The 22,908-nt window shown below is 29.0% G+C and carries 21 protein-coding genes, 1 rRNA gene and 1 pseudogene; 15 read left to right on the forward strand and 8 right to left on the reverse strand.

The annotated features are described in order from the left end of the window. Positions 1-25: 25 nt before the first annotated feature. From I1A51_RS15690 to I1A51_RS15710, 5 genes are all read left to right on the forward strand, one after another. Positions 26-445 carry a deoxycytidylate deaminase gene (locus I1A51_RS15690; RefSeq protein ID WP_196895609.1) on the forward strand — a complete coding sequence of 140 codons (420 nt, stop codon included), beginning with the start codon at positions 26-28 and terminating at the stop codon, positions 443-445. Positions 446-449: 4 nt separating this feature from the next. After that, a complete protein-coding gene (locus I1A51_RS15695) occupies positions 450-2,027 on the forward strand; it encodes a S41 family peptidase (protein ID WP_196895611.1) in 1,578 nt (525 codons plus the stop codon). Next, complete coding sequence (locus I1A51_RS15700) at positions 2,017-2,766, forward strand: UDP-2,3-diacylglucosamine diphosphatase (RefSeq protein ID WP_196895613.1); 750 nt, start codon at positions 2,017-2,019, stop codon at positions 2,764-2,766. The genes I1A51_RS15695 and I1A51_RS15700 overlap by 11 nt, the downstream gene beginning before the upstream one ends. 216 nt (positions 2,767-2,982) lie before the next feature. Then, positions 2,983-4,011, forward strand: a complete 1,029-nt coding sequence (recA, locus tag I1A51_RS15705) for a recombinase RecA (protein WP_196895661.1) — start codon at positions 2,983-2,985, stop codon at positions 4,009-4,011. Between the two features lie 209 nt (positions 4,012-4,220). Beyond that, on the forward strand, positions 4,221-4,607 hold the full coding sequence (locus tag I1A51_RS15710) for a hypothetical protein (protein ID WP_196895615.1): 387 nt from the start codon (positions 4,221-4,223) through the stop codon (positions 4,605-4,607). Positions 4,608-4,768: 161 nt separating this feature from the next. On the opposite strand, the gene I1A51_RS15715 is transcribed toward I1A51_RS15710, so the two are convergent. Both I1A51_RS15715 and I1A51_RS15720 read right to left on the reverse strand, forming a co-directional pair. Further along, positions 4,769-5,488, reverse strand: a complete 720-nt coding sequence (locus tag I1A51_RS15715; protein ID WP_196895617.1) for a PspA/IM30 family protein — start codon at positions 5,486-5,488, stop codon at positions 4,769-4,771. A 28-nt stretch (positions 5,489-5,516) separates the two neighbouring features. Beyond that, entirely contained in the window at positions 5,517-5,912 is a 396-nt protein-coding gene (locus tag I1A51_RS15720; protein ID WP_196895618.1) for a YbjN domain-containing protein, read from the reverse strand. 413 nt (positions 5,913-6,325) lie between these two features. Here I1A51_RS15720 and I1A51_RS15725 point away from each other — a divergent pair, with 413 nt between their 5' ends. From I1A51_RS15725 to I1A51_RS15745, 5 genes are all read left to right on the forward strand, one after another. Continuing rightward, on the forward strand, positions 6,326-7,084 hold the full coding sequence (locus tag I1A51_RS15725; RefSeq protein ID WP_196895620.1) for a helix-turn-helix domain-containing protein: 759 nt from the start codon (positions 6,326-6,328) through the stop codon (positions 7,082-7,084). After that, on the forward strand, positions 7,081-7,758 hold the full coding sequence (locus tag I1A51_RS15730; protein ID WP_196895622.1) for an NUDIX hydrolase: 678 nt from the start codon (positions 7,081-7,083) through the stop codon (positions 7,756-7,758). Before I1A51_RS15725 ends, I1A51_RS15730 begins: the two co-directional genes overlap by 4 nt. A gap of 101 nt (positions 7,759-7,859) precedes the next feature. Continuing rightward, positions 7,860-9,983: a Tex family protein gene (locus I1A51_RS15735; RefSeq protein ID WP_196895624.1), complete on the forward strand. Its 2,124-nt coding sequence runs from the start codon at positions 7,860-7,862 to the stop codon at positions 9,981-9,983. Positions 9,984-10,329: 346 nt separating this feature from the next. Continuing rightward, complete coding sequence (locus tag I1A51_RS15740) at positions 10,330-10,611, forward strand: Sec-independent protein translocase subunit TatA/TatB (protein ID WP_196895626.1); 282 nt, start codon at positions 10,330-10,332, stop codon at positions 10,609-10,611. Then, a complete protein-coding gene (locus tag I1A51_RS15745; RefSeq protein ID WP_196895627.1) occupies positions 10,611-11,171 on the forward strand; it encodes a phosphatase PAP2 family protein in 561 nt (186 codons plus the stop codon). Before I1A51_RS15740 ends, I1A51_RS15745 begins: the two co-directional genes overlap by 1 nt. A gap of 14 nt (positions 11,172-11,185) precedes the next feature. On the opposite strand, the gene I1A51_RS15750 is transcribed toward I1A51_RS15745, so the two are convergent. The 6 genes from I1A51_RS15750 to I1A51_RS15775 all read right to left on the reverse strand — a co-directional run bounded on the left by I1A51_RS15750 (position 11,186) and on the right by I1A51_RS15775 (position 16,256). Further along, entirely contained in the window at positions 11,186-11,827 is a 642-nt protein-coding gene (locus I1A51_RS15750; protein WP_196895629.1) for an O-methyltransferase, read from the reverse strand. Positions 11,828-11,838: 11 nt separating this feature from the next. Then, on the reverse strand, positions 11,839-12,105 hold the full coding sequence (locus tag I1A51_RS15755) for a hypothetical protein (RefSeq protein ID WP_196895631.1): 267 nt from the start codon (positions 12,103-12,105) through the stop codon (positions 11,839-11,841). 8 nt (positions 12,106-12,113) lie between these two features. After that, complete coding sequence (locus I1A51_RS15760) at positions 12,114-12,680, reverse strand: sigma-70 family RNA polymerase sigma factor (protein ID WP_196895633.1); 567 nt, start codon at positions 12,678-12,680, stop codon at positions 12,114-12,116. A 345-nt stretch (positions 12,681-13,025) separates the two neighbouring features. Then, positions 13,026-15,119, reverse strand: coding sequence for a ferrous iron transport protein B (gene feoB, locus I1A51_RS15765; RefSeq protein WP_196895635.1), 2,094 nt, complete (start codon positions 15,117-15,119; stop codon positions 13,026-13,028). Positions 15,120-15,124: 5 nt separating this feature from the next. Then, a complete protein-coding gene (locus tag I1A51_RS15770) occupies positions 15,125-15,346 on the reverse strand; it encodes a FeoA family protein (RefSeq protein ID WP_196895637.1) in 222 nt (73 codons plus the stop codon). A 235-nt stretch (positions 15,347-15,581) separates the two neighbouring features. Then, complete coding sequence (locus tag I1A51_RS15775; protein ID WP_196895639.1) at positions 15,582-16,256, reverse strand: SCO family protein; 675 nt, start codon at positions 16,254-16,256, stop codon at positions 15,582-15,584. Between the two features lie 91 nt (positions 16,257-16,347). Between I1A51_RS15775 and I1A51_RS15780 the strand changes: the two genes are divergently transcribed. From I1A51_RS15780 to I1A51_RS15800, 5 genes and pseudogenes are all read left to right on the forward strand, one after another. Next, positions 16,348-18,291, forward strand: a complete 1,944-nt coding sequence (locus I1A51_RS15780; protein WP_196895641.1) for a M1 family aminopeptidase — start codon at positions 16,348-16,350, stop codon at positions 18,289-18,291. 217 nt (positions 18,292-18,508) lie between these two features. Then, the gene (locus I1A51_RS15785; protein ID WP_196895643.1) at positions 18,509-19,210 is read left to right on the forward strand and encodes a hypothetical protein; all 702 of its coding nucleotides are present in this window, start codon (positions 18,509-18,511) and stop codon (positions 19,208-19,210) included. A 148-nt stretch (positions 19,211-19,358) separates the two neighbouring features. Further along, positions 19,359-20,177, forward strand: a complete 819-nt coding sequence (panB, locus tag I1A51_RS15790; RefSeq protein ID WP_196895645.1) for a 3-methyl-2-oxobutanoate hydroxymethyltransferase — start codon at positions 19,359-19,361, stop codon at positions 20,175-20,177. A 101-nt stretch (positions 20,178-20,278) separates the two neighbouring features. Further along, positions 20,279-21,214, forward strand: a pseudogene (locus I1A51_RS15795) (2-hydroxyacid dehydrogenase); the annotation flags it as partial. Positions 21,215-22,696: 1,482 nt separating this feature from the next. Continuing rightward, positions 22,697-22,908 (forward strand): 16S ribosomal RNA (locus tag I1A51_RS15800); the annotation flags it as partial.

A 22,908-nucleotide genomic window follows, 5' to 3' on the forward strand; every position in this document is an offset into this window, starting at 1 on the left:
TAAAATAAGTAAATTACTATAAATAATGACGCAAAAACAATTAAGGTATCATGAGGCTTACATGCGAATGGCGACTGAATGGGCAAAATTATCTCATTGTGAAAGAAAGAAAGTAGGAGCGTTAATAGTAAAAGATAGAATGATTATTTCGGATGGTTACAATGGTACACCTACGAATTTTGAAAATTGTTGCGAAGATGAAGAAGGAAATACCAAATGGTACGTACTTCATGCGGAAGCTAATGCAATTTTAAAAGTAGCAAATTCAACACAAGCATGTAAAGGTGCTACGCTTTATATTACATTATCTCCATGCAAAGAATGCAGTAAATTAATTCATCAATCTGGAATAACAAGAGTAATTTATAAGGAAAAATATAAAGACGATTCTGGAATAGATTTTCTAGAGAAAGCCGGAGTCGAACTCATCCATTTAGAAATTTAAAAAAATGAAAAATAAAGTCAATTTACCTCTTTTTATCGGACTTGGAATTGCTTTTGGAATTCTGATAGGAAGCACTTTTAATTATAAAGATAGTGCTATTGTGTTTTCTACGAGTAAAACTGGGAATGAAGCTAAAATCAAGCGTCTGATTGATTATATTCAATATGAATATGTCGATGAGGTAGATACAGACAGCTTACTAGATGAAGCAATTGAAAATATGTTGGAAAAGTTGGATCCGCATTCTGTATATATTCCAAAAGAAAATCTTGCACAAGTTACAGAAAGAATGCAAGGAAACTTTGTAGGAGTTGGAATTCAATTTCGAATGTATAAAGATACTTTAATGGTTGTAAGAACTATTGAAGATGGTCCGAGTGAAAAAGCTGGAATTTTAGCTGGAGATCGCTTTTTGGTTGCTAATAATGATACACTTTATGGAAAAAAATACTCAAGTTTTGATATCATGAAATCTTTGAAAGGAATTCCTGATTCAGAAATTGATTTATTAGTATATCGTAAATCTACTGGTGAAAAAATCAATATTCCTGTTACAAGAGGAAAAGTGAATATCAAAAGTATTCCTGTAGCTTATATGCTTAACGATTCTGTTGGATATATTAAAATGGAACGTTTTGCAAATACAACATATGATGAGTTTAAAGAATCTTTAGACAATTTAAAATCAAAGGGAATGAATACGATGGTTTTAGATTTGAGAGATAATTCTGGAGGATATTTACATATTGCAAATCAAATCATCGACGAGTTTCTAGAAAAAGGAAAATTAATTGTGTATACAAAGAATAAAAAAGGAGCAATTAATAAATCTTTCGCAGAAAAAGAAGGAGCTTTTGAAGATGGAACTCTTTATGTTTTAATCAATGAAAATTCAGCATCTGCAAGTGAAATTGTTGCAGGTGCTTTGCAAGATAATGATAAAGGAATTATTGTTGGAAGACGCTCTTTTGGAAAAGGTTTAGTACAACAAGAAATGAAGCTTGGAGATGGTTCTGCTGTTCGTTTGACAACTTCTAGATATTATACACCTACAGGAAGATCAATTCAACGTCCTTATGGTGAAGAATCAGAAAATTACTATAAAGATTATTTTGAAAGAGTTGAAAATGGAGAATTATTAAGTGCAGATAGTATTAAAACTGTAGATTCTTTAATGTTTAAAACTCCAAAAGGAAAAATCGTTTATGGTGGAGGTGGAATTGTTCCTGATGTTTTTGTTCCAATTGATACAACTTCTTATGTGAGCGGTGTTTTTGTGACAGATTTAAATAATTTTGTGTTTGAATATGTAGACAATAACAGAAAAAAATTAAAAGATTGGGATGTTGATACTTTTGTAAAAGAGTTTGATAAAGACAATAAAGTTTTACATCAATATTTGAAAAAAGTAAACTTAGATAAAAATATTTCTAAAAAAGATAAAGTAATAATTCATCGTTATTTAAAATCATTGATTGCACAAAATCTATTCGATGATTTAGGATATTATAAAGTTCAAGAATCTTCAGATAAGATGATTTCTAAAATTTTTGAATTAGAAAATAAGAAGAATGACAAATAAGAAAATATATTTTGCTTCTGATCAACATTTAGGAGCGCCAACACCAGAATTGAGTAGAGAAAGGGAGGTAAAGTTTGTCAAGTGGCTAGATTCTATTAAAGAAGATGCGGAAGCGATTTTTTTATTAGGTGATTTATTTGATTTTTGGTTTGAATATAAAACTGTTGTTCCAAAAGGATTTGTTCGAACTTTAGGAAAACTTGCCGAGATTAGAGATCGCGGAATTCCAATATATTTTTTTGTAGGGAATCATGATTTATGGATGGGAGATTATTTTGAAAAAGAATTAAATATTCCTGTATATCATAAAAGAAAAGAATTTACATTACAAGGAAAGTCATTTTTGATTGGTCATGGTGATGGATTAGGACCAGGAGATAAAGGTTATAAGCGAATGAAAAAAGTATTTATAAATCCTTTTTCTAAATGGTTATATCGTTGGTTACATCCAGATATTGGTGTTCGTTTGGCGCAATATCTTTCAGTGAAAAATAAATTGATTTCTGGTGATGAAGATGTGAAGTTTTTAGGAGAAGATAAAGAATGGTTAGTTCAATATTGTAAGCGAAAATTAGAAACAAAACATTATGATTATTTCGTTTTTGGACATCGACATTTTCCGATGGAAATTAAATTGAATGAAACTTCAACTTATATAAATACAGGAGATTGGGTTTCTTATTTTACTTATGCTGTTTTAGAAAATGGTAAAATGAGATTAGAAAAAATAGAAAATTAATTTTTGAGAAATCTTTTAAAAATTTAGAATTTAAGCAAATTAAAAAACTTAAGTTTTAAATTGTTTTATTCTTAAAAGAAGAACGAAATAATTAGATTAAAATAAATCAAAATAGTAGAATTTTAACATAAGATTCTACTATTTTTTTTACCCATTTTTTTGTACTTTAGCTTCAAATTTTAAAAAAATATTTTAAAGCTTATGGCGACTAAAGACATAGAAAAAGAAAAAGAGGCAAAATTAAAAGCATTACAATTAACACTAGATAAACTAGATAAAACATATGGAAAAGGTTCGGTTATGAAGCTTGGAGATGTTGCTGTAGAAGATGTAGATGTGATTCCTTCTGGATCATTAGGTGTTGATTTAGCATTAGGAGTTGGAGGATATCCAAAAGGAAGAATTGTGGAAATTTACGGACCAGAATCTTCAGGAAAAACAACTTTAACGATTCATGCTATTGCTGAAGCTCAAAAGCAAGGTGGAATTGCTGCATTTATTGATGCAGAGCATGCTTTTGATCGTTTTTATGCTCAAAAATTAGGAGTAGATGTTGATAACTTAATTATTTCGCAACCAGATCACGGAGAGCAAGCTTTAGAGATCGCTGATAATTTAATTCGTTCTGGAGCGATTGATATTGTTGTAATTGATTCTGTTGCTGCTTTAACTCCAAAAAGCGAGATTGAAGGAGAAATGGGAGATTCTAAAATGGGATTACAAGCTCGTTTAATGTCTCAAGCATTAAGAAAATTAACGGGAACAATTAATAAAACAAATTGTACAGTGATTTTCATTAACCAATTACGTGAAAAGATTGGTGTAATGTTCGGAAATCCTGAAACAACAACAGGAGGTAATGCATTAAAATTTTATGCTTCTGTGCGTCTTGATATTCGTAGAAAGACACAAATTAAAGATGGAGATAAAGTAATTGGAAATAGCACAAAAATTAAAGTTGTGAAGAACAAAGTTGCTCCTCCATTCCAAACAGCTGAATTTGATATTATGTACGGAGAAGGAGTTTCTAAAGTTGGAGAAATTCTTGATTTAGGTGTTGAATATGGAATTATTAAGAAAAGTGGTTCATGGTTCAGTTATGGTGATTCTAAATTAGGTCAAGGTCGTGATGCTGTGAAACGTATTATTAAAGATAATCCAGAATTAGCAGAAGAATTAGAAAACAAAATTGTAGCAGAAATTAAAGGAATTCCTGTGGAAGAGTTACAAGAACCAAACGCATAAATTTCATTTAATTTTTCAAAAAATATTGGAAGAGGGGTAATCTAAGATTATTCCTCTTTTTTTATAATTAATGAAGAAGTTAGAGTAGTTTGTTGAAGATAATTTAATAAAAAGATAATTTTTATATAATTAATTTTTTTTATACTTTGGTATTACAAAAAACTTTTTTTCAATTACTTAACTAAAAAACTAACATCTGAATTATTACTATGAATGAAAAATTAACTTTCGTTTTAAGGTTATTTCTGTCTTTAACTCTGATCTTTTTAGGAGTTAATCATTTTTCCAATTTTATAAGTTTAGAGGTCTTCAATCTTGAAGCAATTAATATTTTAGGAATAAAATATTTTCCTGAAATAGTAAGTATATGTCAAATAATAGGAGGTGGGTTGATATTATTTAAAAAATGGCAAATTATCACATTAATTTTGTTGATGCCTCTTTCTATAAATACTATGTTTTTCTATTTGAAATTAGATCCGCAGACCTATGGATTGGAAGCTATTGTAGCAGTTCTTAATTTTGTTTTTATTTATCACTATTGGGATAAAATTGAAGTATTTTTTAAAACAAAATTGAAATTAAAAAATTTGTGAGAATATATAAAAGCCAAAGGCTCCAATTAAGTATAAAATTATCATGGTAAGTTTGATTATAATTTATCGTTATTAAAAATATTTAATGGAAAGTTTAAATGATGCTTCTGCCAATAATAATGATTGACAGAAGCATACGTAAACTTAAACTAATCTATAATCTACAATTTGTTTGTATCGTCGTTCATACCTAACTGAGATTTTAATTTCTCTAAGTCAGATTCAGCTGAAGTATTTGTTGTATTTAATGCTTTTTCAATTTCATCATCTACACTTTTACTTTCATTAGCCATATCACCATAAGCTTCCGCTAAAGCTTCTTCTTGTGCAACTTTTTCCTTCATTTTTTCTAGCATTCCAACTGTACTAGATGTATCAATTGAAGCTAATTGTTTATTTAAGTTTTTCGTTGCGTCAGTAACTTTAACTCTGGCTTTTAATGTTTTTAATTCATTTTCCCATTTGCTTAAGTTGCTCTTAATTGTTTGAACGTTTGCCTCTAATTGTGAGATTGACTTTTCAAACTTAACAACTTCTTCTTTTGATCTAGCAGCATTCTGAACAGCAGCATCTTTCTTGATTAATGCTTCTTTTGCAAGTCTGTCAGCATCTTCCATAGACATTTGTCCATTTTGAGCTTTTTTCAACAATAACATTGCTTTACTTTGATAATCATTTGCAATGCTTTCTTGATCTTGCATTTCTTTTCTAGAACGGATTGTCATTGCTTTAACTTGTGCTAAAGCTTCCATACTTTTTGCTAAATCATTTTTTAAATCACGGATACCTTGTTCCGTCATTTTTATTGGGTTTTCTAATTTATCTATTGCAGAGTTTGCTTCTGCTTCACCTATTTTAAATAATCTTCTAAATATATTCATCGTTTTTTCTTTTATAGTCTTAATCTAATTAGTATTTCACAAATTCTAAGATTTGCTTTGAGTATTCACTAAGTAATAAACTTAATGAGTTTAATGAACCTTCTAATTCATTCAAATCTAAATTTTCTAATTGAAGTGTGTCTCTAAAAATTACCTTTCTACCTGTTTGATCTAATGCAAAAGCTCCATGAATAATATCTCTATTTTTTCTTAAAAGCTCTTGGTATACATCTACCGAAGGATTATTAATTTCAAAAATAAACTGCTCTAAAATTAATATCGGAGCAGCTACACCTACGATTAAATTCGCAATTCCTTCTTCTTCTTTTGCAATTGTAATAATTCCTTCTTCTTGATTCTCATATGTTATGTCAAAATCTAATTCTAACAAATATGATTTAATAATTTCAAAATGATCTTTCATCGGTTTTTAATAGTTAGTTTGTTTACTTCAATATTACAAAATTGATTTGTTAATACTTTTTCTTTTCTTTTAAAAATTTGACTTTTTCTTTTTGTTTGCAATAAATATTAGCAATTATTCCCAGTTTTCGGTTTTTAAAGCTTCAACTATTGACTTTTTCTTTCTTTTCAATGATTCAAAGGTACACATAATTTTAGTATATGCAAATAAAATTTGCAAATAATATTAAATAAGCTATTTTTTTTAGTTATTAAAATTGACGTAATTGAATATAAAGGCTACTTAATCAATGGTTTATAAACTTTTTCTTTTTTTGTTAATAAATTGCTAAATTTATTAGTATTTATAAATAATCACTAATTTTATTATTCATTAGAAATATATTCTATATTATTGCTCAAAATTTCGACAGAATGACATACTTTGGTAAGAACATAAAGAAAATAAGAGGTGTAAAAAATCTAAGTCAGCAAGCATTTGCTGATTTATTTGATTTAAAAAGAGGGACACTAGGCGCATATGAAGAAGGACGATCAGAACCTAAAATCGATACTTTATTAAGAATAACAAAACATTTTCAAATAACTTTAGAAGATATACTGACTCGAGAATTGAAAGTAAATGAACTTTTACAGTTTAAAGACGATTTACTTTTTCAATCAAAAGTTTCTTGGGATGAAAATTTTACCCAAATTCCTTGTATCACAAAAAGTCAATTGAAAAATTATCCAAGTTATCATAGCAAACCACATTATATTAAAGACCTTCCAACAATTACAATTCCATCTAATAGTTCAAAAGATTTGAGAGCTTTGGTGATTTCATCTTTAGAGATGAATAATTATGGTAAAGGTTTCTCTCCTAAAGATGTTGTGATTGGTGAAGAAATGTCTATAGAGAAAATGATTTCTTCGGATAAACAATTTTTAGGGTTTATCGTTTTAGAAGATGAAATTCTTTTTAGAAATATTTTAATTCAAGATGAAAAAATAATTTTAAGAGCATTTCATCCAAGTGTAGACGAAATGGAAGTGGAAAAAGAACAAATTTTAGAAGCTTGGAAAATAATTCATGCTTTTTACTATAAATTACCAGAAATAGAAAGTCCATTTGAAAATAAATTATCAATTTTGGAGAGTGAATTGAAAGCGCTAAAGCAAAAACTAAAATGAGACAAAATATAAGTGTAGCAGTTGATGCAATTGTTTTTGGATATATTGAAAATTCTTTACAATTATTATTAATTGAAAGAAAAACGGAACCTTTCAAAAATTGTTGGGCAATTCCTGGTGGGTTTGTAACAGACAATGAGTCTTTGGAAGAAGCTGTAAGTAGAGAATTAAAAGAGGAAACAAATCTAGATATGCAATATTTAGAGCAGCTTTATACTTACGGAAATCCAGACAGAGATCCTAGAGGACATGTAATTTCAATTGCTTACTTTGCAATCGTAAAACCTGATAATTTTGAAATCAAAGCAGATACAGATGCTAAGGAAGCAAAATGGTTTCCTATAAATGATCTTCCTGATTTGGCTTTTGATCATGCTAAAATTATTGCAGATGCAAAAGAAAGATTACAAAATAAATTATCTTATCAACCAATTGGTTTTGAACTATTGAATGATAAATTCCTTTTTTCTGATTTAGAAAAACTTTATATGACAATTTTGGAAAAAAATATTGATAGAAGAAATTTTAGGAAAAAGATTTTAAGCTTTAATATTTTAGAAGAATTAGACGAAAAAGTGAGTGAAGGAAGAGGAAGACCCGCTAGTTTATTTTCTTTTAAAAGAGAAAAATATTTTGAACTGCTAGATAAAGGTTTTGTTTTTGAAATAAAATAAAAATATAGAAAGTGATTTATGATTCGTAAATCACTTTTTTTATTTGAAAAAGATAGAATTATATGTTTTAAATATATTTGTAACTACTAAAAAAATAAGAAATGCTAGTTACACAATATATAAGTAAACAGCTAAGCAATATTTCTGAGAAAAGTATCGAAAATACAATTGCTTTGCTTAATGATGATTGTACAGTTCCTTTTATCGCTAGATATAGAAAGGAAATGACAGGAAATTTAGATGAAGTTGAAATTGCATCAATTGTAAAATGGAAGAAACAATTTGAAGAAATTGAAAAACGTAAAAAAACCATTTTAAAAGCAATAGAAGAGCAAGGAAGTTTAACTTCAGAAATTGAAGAAAAAATTGCTAAAACTTATGATTTAACGATTCTTGAAGATATTTATCTACCTTTTAAAAAGAAAAGAAAAACAAAAGCAAGTGTAGCAAAAGAAAAAGGTTTAGAGCCTTTGGCTAAAATTATGGCTTCTCAAAAAGCAACAGATATTGAATCGATTGCTTTTAAATATTTAAATGATGATGTCAATTCTGTAGAAGAAGCTTTAGAAGGAGCAAGGCATATAATTGCAGAATGGATGAGCGAAAATTCAGCAATTAGAAATAATTTGAGAAGAACATTTTCAAAAACTTCTTTTTTAGAAACTAAAAAGGTAAAAAATATTGAAAATGAAGAAGAAGCTCAAAAATTTAAAGATTATTTTGACTGGTCAGAACCAATTCAAAAATGTCCATCACATAGACTTTTAGCTATTTTAAGAGCAGAAAATAAAGGATTTATCAAGCTTAAAAATGAAATTGACAGAGAAAAAGGAGTGGATTTAATTCTTGATAAATTTTCTCGTTCAAATCATGTTGACAAACAAATATATTTAGCTGCTGAAGATTCTTATAAACGTTTACTTGCACCCTCCATTTCAAATGAAACTTTAGTTTCTGCAAAAGAAAAAGCAGATGACACTGCAATTAAAGTTTTTGCTAAAAATTTAAAACAACTTTTACTTGGTGCTCCATTAGGTGAAAAAAATATTCTTGCGATTGATCCTGGATATCGAACAGGTTGTAAAATTGTTTGTCTAAATAAACAAGGAGATTTAGTTCATAATGAAACTATTTATCCACATGCGCCTCAAAAACAAACAACACAAGCAATGAAAAAAATTAATTCATTGATTAGTGCTTATAAAATTGAAGCAATTGCAATTGGAAACGGAACAGCATCTAGAGAAACAGAAGCTTTTATTAAAAGAATTCGTTTCCAAAAAGAAGTACAAGTTTTTATTGTGAATGAAGCTGGAGCCTCTATTTATTCTGCTTCAAAAATTGCTCGTGAAGAGTTTCCTTCTTTTGATGTGACTGTTCGTGGAGCTGTAAGTATTGGAAGAAGATTGGCAGATCCTTTGGCTGAATTAGTGAAAATTGAACCAAAATCAATTGGAGTTGGACAATACCAACACGATGTGGATCAGACCAAGCTGAAAGAAGAATTAGATTCAACAGTTTTTACTTGTGTGAATAGTGTTGGTGTAAATATAAATACAGCAAGTAAATCTCTTTTAAGTTATGTTTCGGGAATTGGAGAAAAATTAGCAGAAAATATTGTTGAATATCGAAAAGAGAATGGTGCTTTTTCTTCAAGAAATGAGATTAAAAAAGTAAAAAGATTAGGAGCAAAAGCATATGAGCAAAGTGCAGCTTTTCTTCGAATTAAAAATGCAAAAAATCCTTTAGATGATTCTGCTGTACATCCTGAAAGTTATCCAATTGTGGAAAAAATGGCAAAATCTTTAAAAGTTTCTTTGGATGATTTAATAGGAAATAAAGAGTTGATTTCTGAAATAAAAATAAATGATTTTGTAACGAATAAAGTAGGGATTCCAACTTTAGAAGATATTGTAAAAGAATTAGAAAAACCTGGATTGGATCCTCGTAAAAAAGCCAAAGTTTTTGAGTTTGATGCGTCAATTAAATCTATAAATGATTTAAGAGAAGGACAAATCTTACCAGGAATTGTAAATAACATCACAAATTTTGGTTGTTTTGTGGATATTGGAATCAAAGAAAGTGGATTAGTTCATATTTCAAATTTGAGTAACACTTTTGTTAGTGATATCAATGAAATCGTGAATTTGCATCAACAAGTGAAAGTGAAAGTATTAGAAATAGATTTGGTAAGAAAAAGAATTCAGCTATCGATGAATTTTTAACTGTTTACGTTTATCAAAAATAAGTTAACGTTCACAAAAAAAAAGAATAATTATATGAAATACTTTCTATCTTCGAATTCGGAAATTATAGAGGTATAAATATTTTTATTCAACCCCTTTTAATAGCTTACTTAAATTTTATCGAATTATATTTCGGTGTTATCAAAAAAGCTAACTTTCATCGCCCCCCGTTTGATTCGAAATCAAAATTGTATGAAGTTAGCTTTTTTTCTTTTTTACCCTACTTCCTAAACGTTAACTTTTTAATAATAGTATTTCTTTCCTTTAAATTAAGAGCATTTAATTATTTTTTCGCTTATCTTTGCAGATGTAAATCAGAATAATCATGCATTTATTTATTAGTGGTCCAGAAATTTTTGTTATTCTACTAATTGTAGTGATGCTTTTTGGTGCAGATAAAATTCCAGAAATTGCTAGAGGTTTAGGAAAAGGTATTCGCCAAGTAAAAGATGCTACAAATGATATTAAAAGAGAAATAACAGATAGCGCAGACCAAAACGAATTCACAAAACAAGGAAGAGACCTTTCAAATGATATCACGAAAGAAATTAATAAAGTAAAAGATGATATTGATGATATGACTGGTCCGATAAAACGTAACTTTTAATGCTTGATTCAATTCTTCAGTTAGATAGAAAAATCTTAATATTTTTAAATAATTTAGGAACAGAAAAGTGGGATGCTTTTTGGTGGTTTATTACAGAACAAAAACATTGGATTCCATTTATTCTTTTTTTATTATTTCTAATCTATAGAAAAATTGGATGGAAAAAAGCTCTTGTCGTTTTATTAGTTGGAGGTGCTTTAGGAGGAATTTCAAATGAAATTGTAGATTTATTTAAAGAATCTATTCAAAGACTTAGACCTAATAATGATGATACAATCAATCAATTAATCAGAGTTTTAAAAAATCCTAGAAGTTATAGCTTCTTGTCTGGTCATGCTACAACTTCAACAGCATTGACAACTTATTTATTTTTACACTTAAGAAAATATTACAAATACGCATTTCTAGCTTTTATTTGGCCGATTTTATTCGCTTATAGTAGAATTTATCTTGGAGTTCATTTTCCAACAGATATTATTGTAGGAATGTTTATGGGAGTAATCTTTGGAATTTTATTCTTCAGACTATCGAAGTTTTTCTTTACAAAAATAAAAGAGTAAAGCAGTTCCGAAAACTACTTTACTCTACTTATTGTAAGTCCATCGCGAATTGGCATTAAAACCGTTTCTATACGAGGATCTTCCTTTAATAATTTATTATACTCTAAAAGTGCTGGTGTGTCCTTGTCTTTTTTATTAATTTCTTCCACAACCTTTCCACTCCAAAGTACATTATCAGATAAAATTACCCCACCTTTATTCATTTTATCAATTACTAATTCAAAGTAATTAGGATAATTTACCTTATCAGCATCAATGAAAACTAAATCGAATTTATCCTCAATAGTTGGAATAATTTCTATTGCATTTCCAATATGCTGCTTAATTTGATTTTTGAACTCTGATTTATCAAAATAATTTCTAGAGAAATCTTCAAGTTCTTCATTTTTGTCAATAGTATGTAAAATACCATTTTCTTGTAATCCTTCTGCCAAGCATAAAGTAGAATAACCTGTATATGTTCCAATCTCTAAAATTCTCTTAGGAGAAATTAATTTGGAAAGCATAGACAATAATCTACCCTGAAAATGTCCGCTTAACATTCTCGGATTTAGAACTTTTTGCCAAGTTTCTTTGGTAAGTTCTTTTAATAATTCAGGTTCATCTTCAGTATGTTTCACAACATACTGATCTAGTTCTTCTGATATAAAATTCATTTCGTATTTTGTTAAGAATTTTTCTCCAATAATTCATGAAACTTCTTAGAAATTTCATCCTTATCATCCATAGACATCTTTTGCTTGTTTTCACTCAAGCTACATGTCGATTTAAAAATATCCGTCAACTTCGCATTTTGTGCCGAATATCTTTTACAAAACTTACAAAATAGGACATGAAAATTTAACTTTAATTTTTCACTAAATGTGGCTTCACCGTACTGACTCTTATCACAAATCATAGTAGCCTCATCACACGTTAGTTTAAATTTTCCCATTTTTTAAATTAATTTTTAAACCAATTTTTCTCCATACACCTTCTTAATTGAGTTCTGGCTCTATGTATCATCACCCATAAATTTGACGAAGTAATATCTAATTCCTTACATATTTCTTCTGTTTCAAATTGCTGTATCGTTTTCATTCTGAAAACAACAGCATATTTTTCAGGTAAATTATTGATACATTTCTCTAGTGTATCTTTGAGTTCATCGTTTTCGATGTTCTTTTCAGCTTCATTTTCCCACATTTGTGGAACTCTCTCCTCAATCCATCGTCCTTCATTTTCCCCGTCATCATAGAAAGAAAGTTTAATTTCTGCTTGACCTTTAGCTGAATTTATTTTTCTATAATAATCAATTATTTTTCTTTTTAAAATTGATACAAGCCAAGTTCTCTCACTCGCTTTTCCTTGAAAATTATCCTTCGCTCTTAAGCCAGCAAAAAAGGTTTCTTGCACCAAATCTTTCGCAATATCATGATTATTTACTCGTGTAATTGTATAATTGAATAAGTAATCAGCATATTTATCAATCCATGTTTCGGGCTTTAAAATATGTTCCATTTTATCCATGTACCTGTTATTTTCAAAATGTTCTATTTCAATGTGTCTAAAAAACAAATAAAACATTTTACTTTATAAATTATTAGTCAATTTGATAGATATAATTTATAGCTAGTTGTAGTTTTTTATTTGTTCAACAGGACTTTTTTCATTTTCATATTTTAAAAAAAATCATAATCTATTGATACATCATTTTTTTAAATCACTTTCAGAACTTATTTTAATTTATTTATCACAAGTAATCTTAAAGTGTAAGACTCAAAATTACTCAATTTGTTTCAGAAAAAATTATAATCATATTCTAAAATTATAATTAATTGCAAAAAAATAGATAATCTTTTCCCAAAACGGAGTTTAACTCAAAAAAGTATAGACTAAAAAAGAAGATACGTAAGCTATTGCTCCCATTCCGAAAAGTTGCACTAAAGGCCACTTCCATGAATTTGTCTCTTTTTTAACAATTGCTAAAGTTCCCATACATTGCATTGCGAATGCATAAAAGACTAAAAGCGACATTCCTGTTGGAAAATCAAATCGTTTTTTTCCTGTATCTGGATTGATTTCCGCATTCATTCGCTCTTTGATTGTCGTTTCATCATCTGTATCATTTCCGATACTATAAATAGTAGCTAATGTTCCAACAAAAACTTCTCTTGCAGCAAAAGAACTAATCAAAGCAATTCCAATTTTCCAATCATAACCTAAAGGTCTAATCACTGGTTCAATCGCTTTTCCCATTTGTCCAATATAAGAATGTTCTAATTGATATGAAGAAATATCATTTTGTAATTGTTCTTCAGAAACGTGTGTATTCGCATATTTATCTTTTACAATTTGTTCTGCATTTTTAAATTTTTCTCCTCCATTAGAAGCTAAAAACCAAAGGACAATTGAAATCGCTAAAATAATTTTACCCGCTCCCCAAACAAATGCTTTTGTTTTTTCAATAACTGTAATTCCAATATTTTTTAATAAAGGTAATTTATAAGTTGGCATTTCAATAATGAAGAAGTTTTTAGCTTTTACTTTCATTATTTTGTGTAAAATATAAGCAGACACAATTGCCATTAAAAAACCTAATAAATACATTCCTAACAATACAAATCCTTGTAAATTAAATATTCCAAGAATTTCTGTTTCTGGTATTATTAAAGCAATAATAATCGTATAAACTGGAAGTCTCGCAGAACAAGTTGTAAATGGTGTTACTAAAATCGTAATCAATCTTTCTTTCCAACCATTGATATTTCTCGCTGCCATAATTGCTGGAATCGCACAAGCTGTTCCTGAAATTAACGGAACAACACTTTTTCCACTCATTCCAAATTTTCGCATAATTTTATCCATCAAAAACACAACACGACTCATATACCCTGTTTCTTCTAAAAGAGAAACAAAAAGGAAAAGAATCACAATTTGTGGAATGAAAATCACAATTCCACCAATTCCTGGAATCACTCCTTGCGTTATTAAATCTGTAAATGCTCCTGCAGGAAGTTTTGAAGTAATAAAATCTGCTAAGTTTGTTGTTTGCGCATCAATAAAATCCATCGGAATACTTGACCAACTAAAAATAGATTGGAAAATCAATGCTAGAATCAAAAAGAAAATTACATAACCAAATATTTTATGTGTCAAAATTCGATCTAATTTTGCTTGTATTCCTGAAGCTTTTGATTTATCAACAACATAAGTTTTCTTTAAAATATCATTGATGAATTGATACCTATAAATAGTTTCTTTTTGTTGTAATTTTTTAATTTTTGCTTTTTCACTTTTGTAAGAATCAATCAAACTCTGATATTCATTCTTCGTTTTTTCTGGTAAAAACTCTTGAGAAATTAATAACCATAAAGTGTACAAAGCAATTTTTGGATTTTCATTCTTTAATTTTTCAAAGAAATCTGTATCCATTCTTTTTGAAATTTCCTCCAAAGGTTTTGTTGAAATATTTTGATAATCCAACATTGTCTTTTTTAACTCATCAATTCCTTGATTTTTCTTCGCACTGATTAAAACAATTTTTGTGTTTAATTCTTTTTCTAACATCGCAACATCAATAGAAATTCCTTTGTTTTCCAATTGATCCGCCATGTTAATTGCTAAAATTGTCGGAATTTCTAAATCTTTGACCTGAGAAAATAAATATAAGTTTCGTTTTAAATTTTCTACTTCTGAAACAACAACAATCACATCTGGATATGCTTTGTTTTTTGTATCGACTAAAGTATCTAAAACAATCGCTTCGTCTAAAGAAGAAGGTGTTATACTATAAGTTCCAGGTAAATCTATAATCGTAGCCGATTCTGTAGCCGAAAGTTTACAACTTCCCGTTTTTTTTGAAACCGTAATTCCTGGATAGTTTCCTACTTTCTGATTTAACCCTGTTAATTGATTGAATAAAGATGTTTTTCCTGTATTAGGATTTCCAATTAATGCAACTTTCATATATTCTAAAGCTTCGTAATTTCTATTTGTTTCGCAGTTTCTGTTCTAATCGCAATGTCACTTCCATTTACCCGAATATAAATCGGATCTTTCAGTGGTGCAACCTGAATCATCTCTACCACTTTTCCTGGTAAACATCCCATTTCTAAAAGCGATAATGGAACTTCTGAAAACAAAAAATCTTTAATTATTCCTTTTTCTCCTATATGAAGTTGTTCAATCGTCATGATATCAATTTTGTGTGAAATTTCTATTTTAAAATGAAGATTTTACAAATTTGGGCATTTCCTTGTTTAAAAAACAAGGTCGGGCTTTCCGCTATATCTTTTGTTTCGTTCCTCCACAAAAGGATGCCGATGCAATCCCTAATGCAATGAAAAATAGAATTTAATCAACTTCTAAAATCATTCATTCAGCGACAAAGATACTAAATTAGAATCGTTCTAAAGTGAGCTTTTATTCTTATTCGTATTCTTTTTTCAAGATTTTAATATCTTCAATTAATCTTTGGATATCTTCAGCATTCGTTCCATCATAATAATTTCGAATTTGTTTCTTTTTATCTACCAAAACAAAATTTTCTGTATGAATAAAATCTTGTTCTCCACCATCTCCTTCTTCTAAAACTGCGAAATAACTTTTTCTGGCTAATTCGTAAATGTGTTTTTTATCTCCTGTAGTAATATTCCACTTTCCGTCAATTACACCTTTTTTCTTCGCATATTCTTTTAAAACTGGAACACTATCCATAATTGGTGTCACAGAATGAGAAAGAAACATAATGTCATTATCATTTTTAAATGCTTCTTGAACTTCCGCCATATGTGTCGTCATAATCGGACAAATCGTTTGACATCTTGTAAAAAAGAAATCAGCGACATAGATTTTTCCATCATAATCTTTTTGTGTAATTGTTTCTCCATTTTGATTAATCAATTGAAAATCTGAAATTTTATGATTTCTTCGTACGTGATGTAAACTTTCATCGACTAAAGTAGGGTTCACGTCAACTGGATTATAAACTGGTAATTTTTTCTCTGGAATCATCATCCAAAAAATCAATGAAATTGCAATCACTGAAAAAATTCCCATTACAATAAGTGTAGGTATAGATTTTTTAAAAAACTTTAAATCCATTATTTATCTATATTTGGAGAGAATGCTATTTATGATTTGAACATAAAAGTTTGAAACTCAAAAATTTTAATATTTCGCAAAATTACCACAAATGAAACAATTTTACATACTTATTCTACTATTATTCGTCTTAACAAAAGCAAAAGCACAAGAAAAATCTTTTTATAAAGATGTTTATTTAGAAGACTTAATTAAAAATGAAGGAAGAAAATTTGCTTTTAGAAATACAAATTCTGAAACAAATCACACTTCAAACTATGATTTAACTTATCATAAATTAGATTGGAAATTAAATCCAAATGCTGTTTTTGCTCACATTGAAGGAACAGTTACTTCTGATTTTACTGCAAAAGAAGAAATGTCAACAATTGCTTTTGATCTTGCAGATAACATGACTGTAACAGAAATTAAACAAGGAGAAAATGAATTACTTTTCACACATTTTGATGATATTCTTACAATTTATTTAAGTGAAACTTTACAAATTGGCGAATCATCTACTGTAGAAGTAACTTATAATGGATATCCAGAATCTGGTTCTGGTTTTGGTGCTTTTACAAAATCATCTCATAATGGAACACCAATTATTTGGACGCTTTCAGAACCTTATGGAGCAAAACAATGGTGGCCTTGTAAACAAGATTTAATTGATAAAGTAGAAAATATTGATATTTTCGTTACAACTCCTTCCGAATTTGTTGTAGCTTCTAATGGTTTAAAAATTTCTGAGGAAATTTCTGGACTTGATAAAACAACACATTGGAAACATGATTACCCAATTCCAGCTTACCTTGTTGCAATTGCAATTACAAATTATACTATTTATACTGAATTAGCTTATGAAGGAACTACAAACGAATTTCCAATAGATAATTATGTGTATCCTGAAAGTTTAGAACTTGCTCAAGAAAAAACTCCTGTTACAGTTGATATCATGGAACTTTTCGGAGATTTATTTGAAATGTACCCGTTTAAAGAAGAAAAATATGGACACGCACAATTCGGCTGGGGCGGAGGAATGGAACATACAACAATGAGTTTTATGGGAAATTTTAATCGTGGATTAATTGCACACGAATTAGCACATCAATGGTTTGGTGATAAAATTACTTGTGGTTCTTGGTCGGATTTATGGGTGAACGAAGGATTTGCAACTTATTCGAATGCTTTAGTGATTGAAAATTTTGATGGAGAAGAGGCTTTTAAAAATTGGAGAATTAATAAAACAGGAAATATTAAAGCACTTCCTGATGGGTCTGTTTATGTTCATGAAAATGATACAATTAATGAAAGTAGACTTTTTAGTTCTAGATTAACGTATAATAAAGGTGCAATGTTATTGCATATGGTAAGAAAACATATTGGAGATGAAGATTTCTTTCAAGGAATAAAAAACTTTTTAAATGATGATAATCTAGCTTATGATTATGCAAAATCAGAACAAGTTATTGAACATTTTGAAGCTACTAGCGGAGAAGATTTAACAGAATTCTTTAATGATTGGCTTTATGGACAAGGTTATCCTCTTTATTCTTCAAATTGGTCACAAAATGGAAATGATGTTGAAATCGAATTAATGCAAGGACAATCTGATCCTTCAGTTGACTTTTTTGAAATTAGATTACCAGTAGAATTTATAGGAGAAAATGGAGAATCTCATATAGAGATTTTAAATAATACAGAAAATAACCAACTATTTACTGTAACGATTGACTTTCCTGTTTCATCAGTTGTCATAGATCCAAATTTTGATTATATACTTAAAAAAGAAACAAATTTGTCAGTTGAAAATATTTCTTCAAATGTTATAGATTTAAACTTATTCCCAAACCCAACTGATGGAATTTTATATGTTAAAGAAAATGAAAGAATTTCAATAAAATCTATTCAAATCTATGATAATACGCAAAAAGAGTTAAAAAATGTAGCATTTGATAATAAGACTATTAATATAAAAAACTATGAGTCAGGACTTTATTTTGTGAAAATCATAACGGATAAAGGTGTAGTATCTTATAAAATATTAAAAAAATAAAATATTGATAATAAATTTGTTATAAATGTAAAAAATTATAAAAATTAGGTAGGAATGTTAAATTGCCTTACATTCGAAAAGCAAAAAAATATAGAGTATTAGTTAGATTAATTAGTTTATGTGATATGAATATTTAAATAATTGATTAAAAAGTAAACCCCCCAATAAATTACCTTTTGTTTTCGTCAATTATTAATAATTAAAAAAACTTTAAACTATGCATTTAATTAATAAATTAAAACCAATTTTATTAGGTTTATTCGCCACTGTATTTTTGTTAACATCATGTTCTGAAGAAGAAGATTCTGTAAACAACACTAACGAGAGAAATTCATTTTCAATGTCTCAAAAATTAGCTGAGGATACAGATTTTCAAAATTTTGTTTTTACAATCGGTAATATTTATTACGCTCAAAGTGAAACTGTAGAGTTAGAATATAATGGTGATGCGGAAGCATACCAAGCATCTATGCAAAAATATGGATACACAAATTCTGAAACTAAATGGACGGAAAAAGATGTAGAGTCTTTTGAAAACATGTTAGGATTAGAAAATTCAACTTTTGCTAGATTTAATGAGTATAAAATCAGAGTTTTTGAAAAATTCCCAGAATTAACAACTTTAACAGAGGAGGAATTAAACCGTGAATTTGTAAACGCAATTGAAATTATCACTTTCAGAGGAGCAAGTGCTAATGCAAGAATGTCTGACGACGATTGTAAAATCGCTTGTGAATATGACTTCCTTGCTTGTATTGCAACTTCAACTGGTGTAAGTATTGCTGCTTTAGCTGGATGTATTGCAATTTCTCCATGTCTTCCTTGTACGGTTGCTTGCGTTGGTGTTATTGTAGTAGGTAACGCATTTGTAATCGGAGGATGTTACTTCAAAGCAAAAAGCTGCGAAAGAAAGTGCTAAAAAAATAGCAATAAAATATTCATATCACAATTAGAGGCTATATTCATTTATAGCCTCTTTTTTTGTTTTGATTTTCACTTCTTTAATTATTGTAATTGTACTATTTATTTTCCTTACTTTTACAATCGACTTTTAAACACAAATAATAATGTCTGTAGCAAAAAAGCAATATAAAAGAGTTACTACAAATTCAGTCATTGAAATGAAAGCCAATGGAGAAAAAATCTCTATGCTTACAGCTTATGATTATACAATGGCTAAAATTGTAGACGGAGCAGGAATCGATATTATTCTTGTTGGTGACTCTGCATCTAATGTAATGGCAGGTCATGAAACAACACTTCCTATTACACTAAACGAAATGATTTATCATGCTAGTTCTGTTGTTAGAGCTGCCAAAAGAAGTTTAGTAGTTGTAGATTTACCTTTCGGAACTTACCAATCAGATCCTAAAGAAGCACTTCGTTCTGCAATTCGAATCATGAAAGAATCTGGTGGACATGCTATCAAAGTGGAAGGTGGAAAAGAAATTAAAGAATCTATCAAAAGAATTTTAAACGCTGGAATCCCAGTAATGGGACATTTAGGTTTAACTCCACAATCTATTTATAAATTCGGAACTTACACAGTAAGAGCTAGAGAAGAAGCAGAAGCTAAAAAATTAAAAGAAGATGCTAAAATGCTTGAAAAAATGGGATGTTTTGCTTTGGTTTTAGAAAAAGTTCCTGCAAAACTTGCACAAGAAGTAGCTGAAAGCATTTCAATTCCTGTAATCGGAATCGGAGCTGGAGCTGGAGTTGATGGCCAAGTTCTTGTTACTCATGACATGGTTGGAATGACACACGAATTTAATCCAAAATTCTTAAGAAGATATTTAAACTTATATGAAGAGATGACTAACGTATTCAAACAATATATTGATGATGTTAAATCTCTTGATTTTCCAAATGAAAGCGAACAATATTAATTTGTTTTAAAACATATATTAAAATCCTAACATTTTCCTGTTAGGATTTTTTATTTTTAGAGAAATTTAAAAACTTGATAACTTTAAAAAATAAGTCAAGAATGAAAGTACTACATCTAGATACAAATCATCCTTTATTATTAAATACATTAAAAGAATTAGGATGTGAAAATGTGGAGAATTATAAAGATTCTAAAGCGACAATTTTAAAAACTATAAATGAATACGATGGAATAATCATTAGAAGTAGATTTTCTATCGATAAAGAATTTTTAGACGCAGCCGAAAACTTGAAATTTATTGGAAGAGTTGGTGCTGGTCTAGAAAATATAGATGTAGACTATGCAAAATCAAAAGGAATCGAATTAATTTCTGCTCCTGAAGGAAATAGAAATGCTGTAGGTGAACATGCGCTTGCAATGATTTTAGCTCTTTTTAATAATCTGAAAAAAGCAGATCTCGAAATCAGAAATGGACAATGGCTTCGTGAAGAAAATCGTGGTGTCGAATTAGATGGCAAAACTGTTGGAATTATAGGTTACGGTAATATGGGAAGAGCTTTTGCTAAAAAACTACGAGGTTTTGATGTTGAGGTTCTTTGTTATGATATCAAACCAAATGTCGGTGATATGAATTGTCGTCAGGTTTCTTTGGAAGAATTATTTGCAAAAACAGATGTACTTTCACTTCACACACCGCACAACGAACTATCAAATCAAATGATAGATGAGAAATTTATTTATAAATTTAAAAAACCTTTCTACCTTATTAATACAGCAAGAGGATCTGCCGTTGTAACAAAGGATTTAATCGAAGCAATTGACGAAGAAAAAATTCTAGGAGCTTGTTTAGATGTTTTGGAATATGAAAAATCTTCTTTTGAAAATTTCTTCGAATCTTCAAATTCTGAAAATCCATATTTTCGAGAACTAATTTCTTCTGATAAAGTTTTACTTTCTCCACACGTTGCTGGTTGGACTATTGAAAGTAAAGAGAAACTTGCCCAAACTATTGTTGATAAAGTTGAAAATATCTTTTTTCATAAAAAGAATGCAATAGAAAAAATAGAAACTAATATTAAAGGTATTGGTGGAATTTTCTTTAAAGCAGATAATCCAGTACAACTTAAAGAATGGTACAAAGAAAAACTTGGAATTGCAGTGGACGAATATGGTGCTTCTTTTATTTCACGCGATATAAATAATCCTGATAAAAAAACATTTTTGCAATGGTCAACTTTTCCTAAAGAGACAGATTATTTTAAACCAAGCCTAAAAGATTTTATGATTAATTATCGTGTAAACAATCTTAATTCCTTTTTGGAAGAACTAAAATCAAAGGATGTTACTATAATAAAAGGTATCGAAGAATATGAATATGGAAAATTTGCCTGGATTCTAGATAGTGAAAACAATAAAATTGAACTTTGGGAACCAATAGATGAATATTTATTGTAATGGCGTTTCCCTCCGTAAAACTTCGGGTCGGGCTTTCCGCTTCAAGTTTTGGTTTTGTAAAAAAGAATTTCTACGTCATCCGTGGGCTTCCTCTGGTCGCCTCCGTTTCCTAGAATTCTAATTTTGCAAAACCAAAAGCTTTTCACTCCAATCCCTAACGCATCGTCATCTAAACAAAATTATATATTATATAGATAAATAAAAAAGGTGGCTGAGCGGAGCCGAAGCCAAACCTAAATGAAAGTTATACCTATTATTATATATAAGTCCAAAGGAGGCTGAGCGAAGCCGAAGACCAAACTCAAATAAAATTTCACCTATTATATATGTCTCTTAAATGAAATTGTACTTATTATAAAATATAAAACTAGTGGCAGCTGAGCGTAGTCGAAGCTAACATTTACAAAAATCACACACTACATAATATAGGTAAACAAAAAACGGTGGCTGAGCGAAGCCGAAGCCAAACCTACCTTATATATATTATAGTATAAAAGAAATTAAAATAGTAAAAACCTTAAATCTTCAAGAAAAATCAACTATTACATAAAAAAACAAAAAAACTTTTCTCTATAAATATTTGAAAACCAAAGGTTCTTAAAAAACGATCAAAAATAAATGTAAAAACTTTGCAAAAAGGCTTGCGAGGAAATAAAAAGCGCGTATATTTGCAACCGCTAAAACGAACAAGGGCAACCGAGTTTATGAAGGCAAAAAGTTCTAAAAAAGGTTGAGAAAATAATTTTTAAAAAAGTTTTGAAAAAAACTTGTCAGAATAAAAAAAGTTATTACATTTGCAACCGCTAAAACAGAAAGCGTTTTAGATTAGAAAAGTTCAGTAACATTTTTTGAGATATTGAAAATAAAATTAAAAATTTTTTAAAAAAAGTTTTGTTTTATTAAGATAAAAAGTGTTACATTTGCACTCTCAATTACGAGAGTAAGATAAGAAGTTCATTGAAGAAATTATATTATTGACAGCGTACAAAGAGTAAGAAATACAGAGTTTAATACTCGCAATTCTTTTGAGAGATTTTTCATTCAAGATATTAAAAATATTATACGATGAAGAGTTTGATCCTGGCTCAGGATGAACGCTAGCGGCAGGCTTAACACATGCAAGTCGAGGGGTAACAGGAAAGCTTGCTTTCGCTGACGACCGGCGCACGGGTGCGTAACGCGTATACAATCTGCCTCTTACTGGAGTATACCCCAGAGAAATTTGGAATAATCCTCCATAATATCGTTTTAAGGCATCTTAAGATGATTAAAGC

Origin of the sequence: Aureivirga marina (assembly GCF_015767265.1) — a bacterium.
Lineage (GTDB): Bacteria > Bacteroidota > Bacteroidia > Flavobacteriales > Flavobacteriaceae > Aureivirga > Aureivirga marina.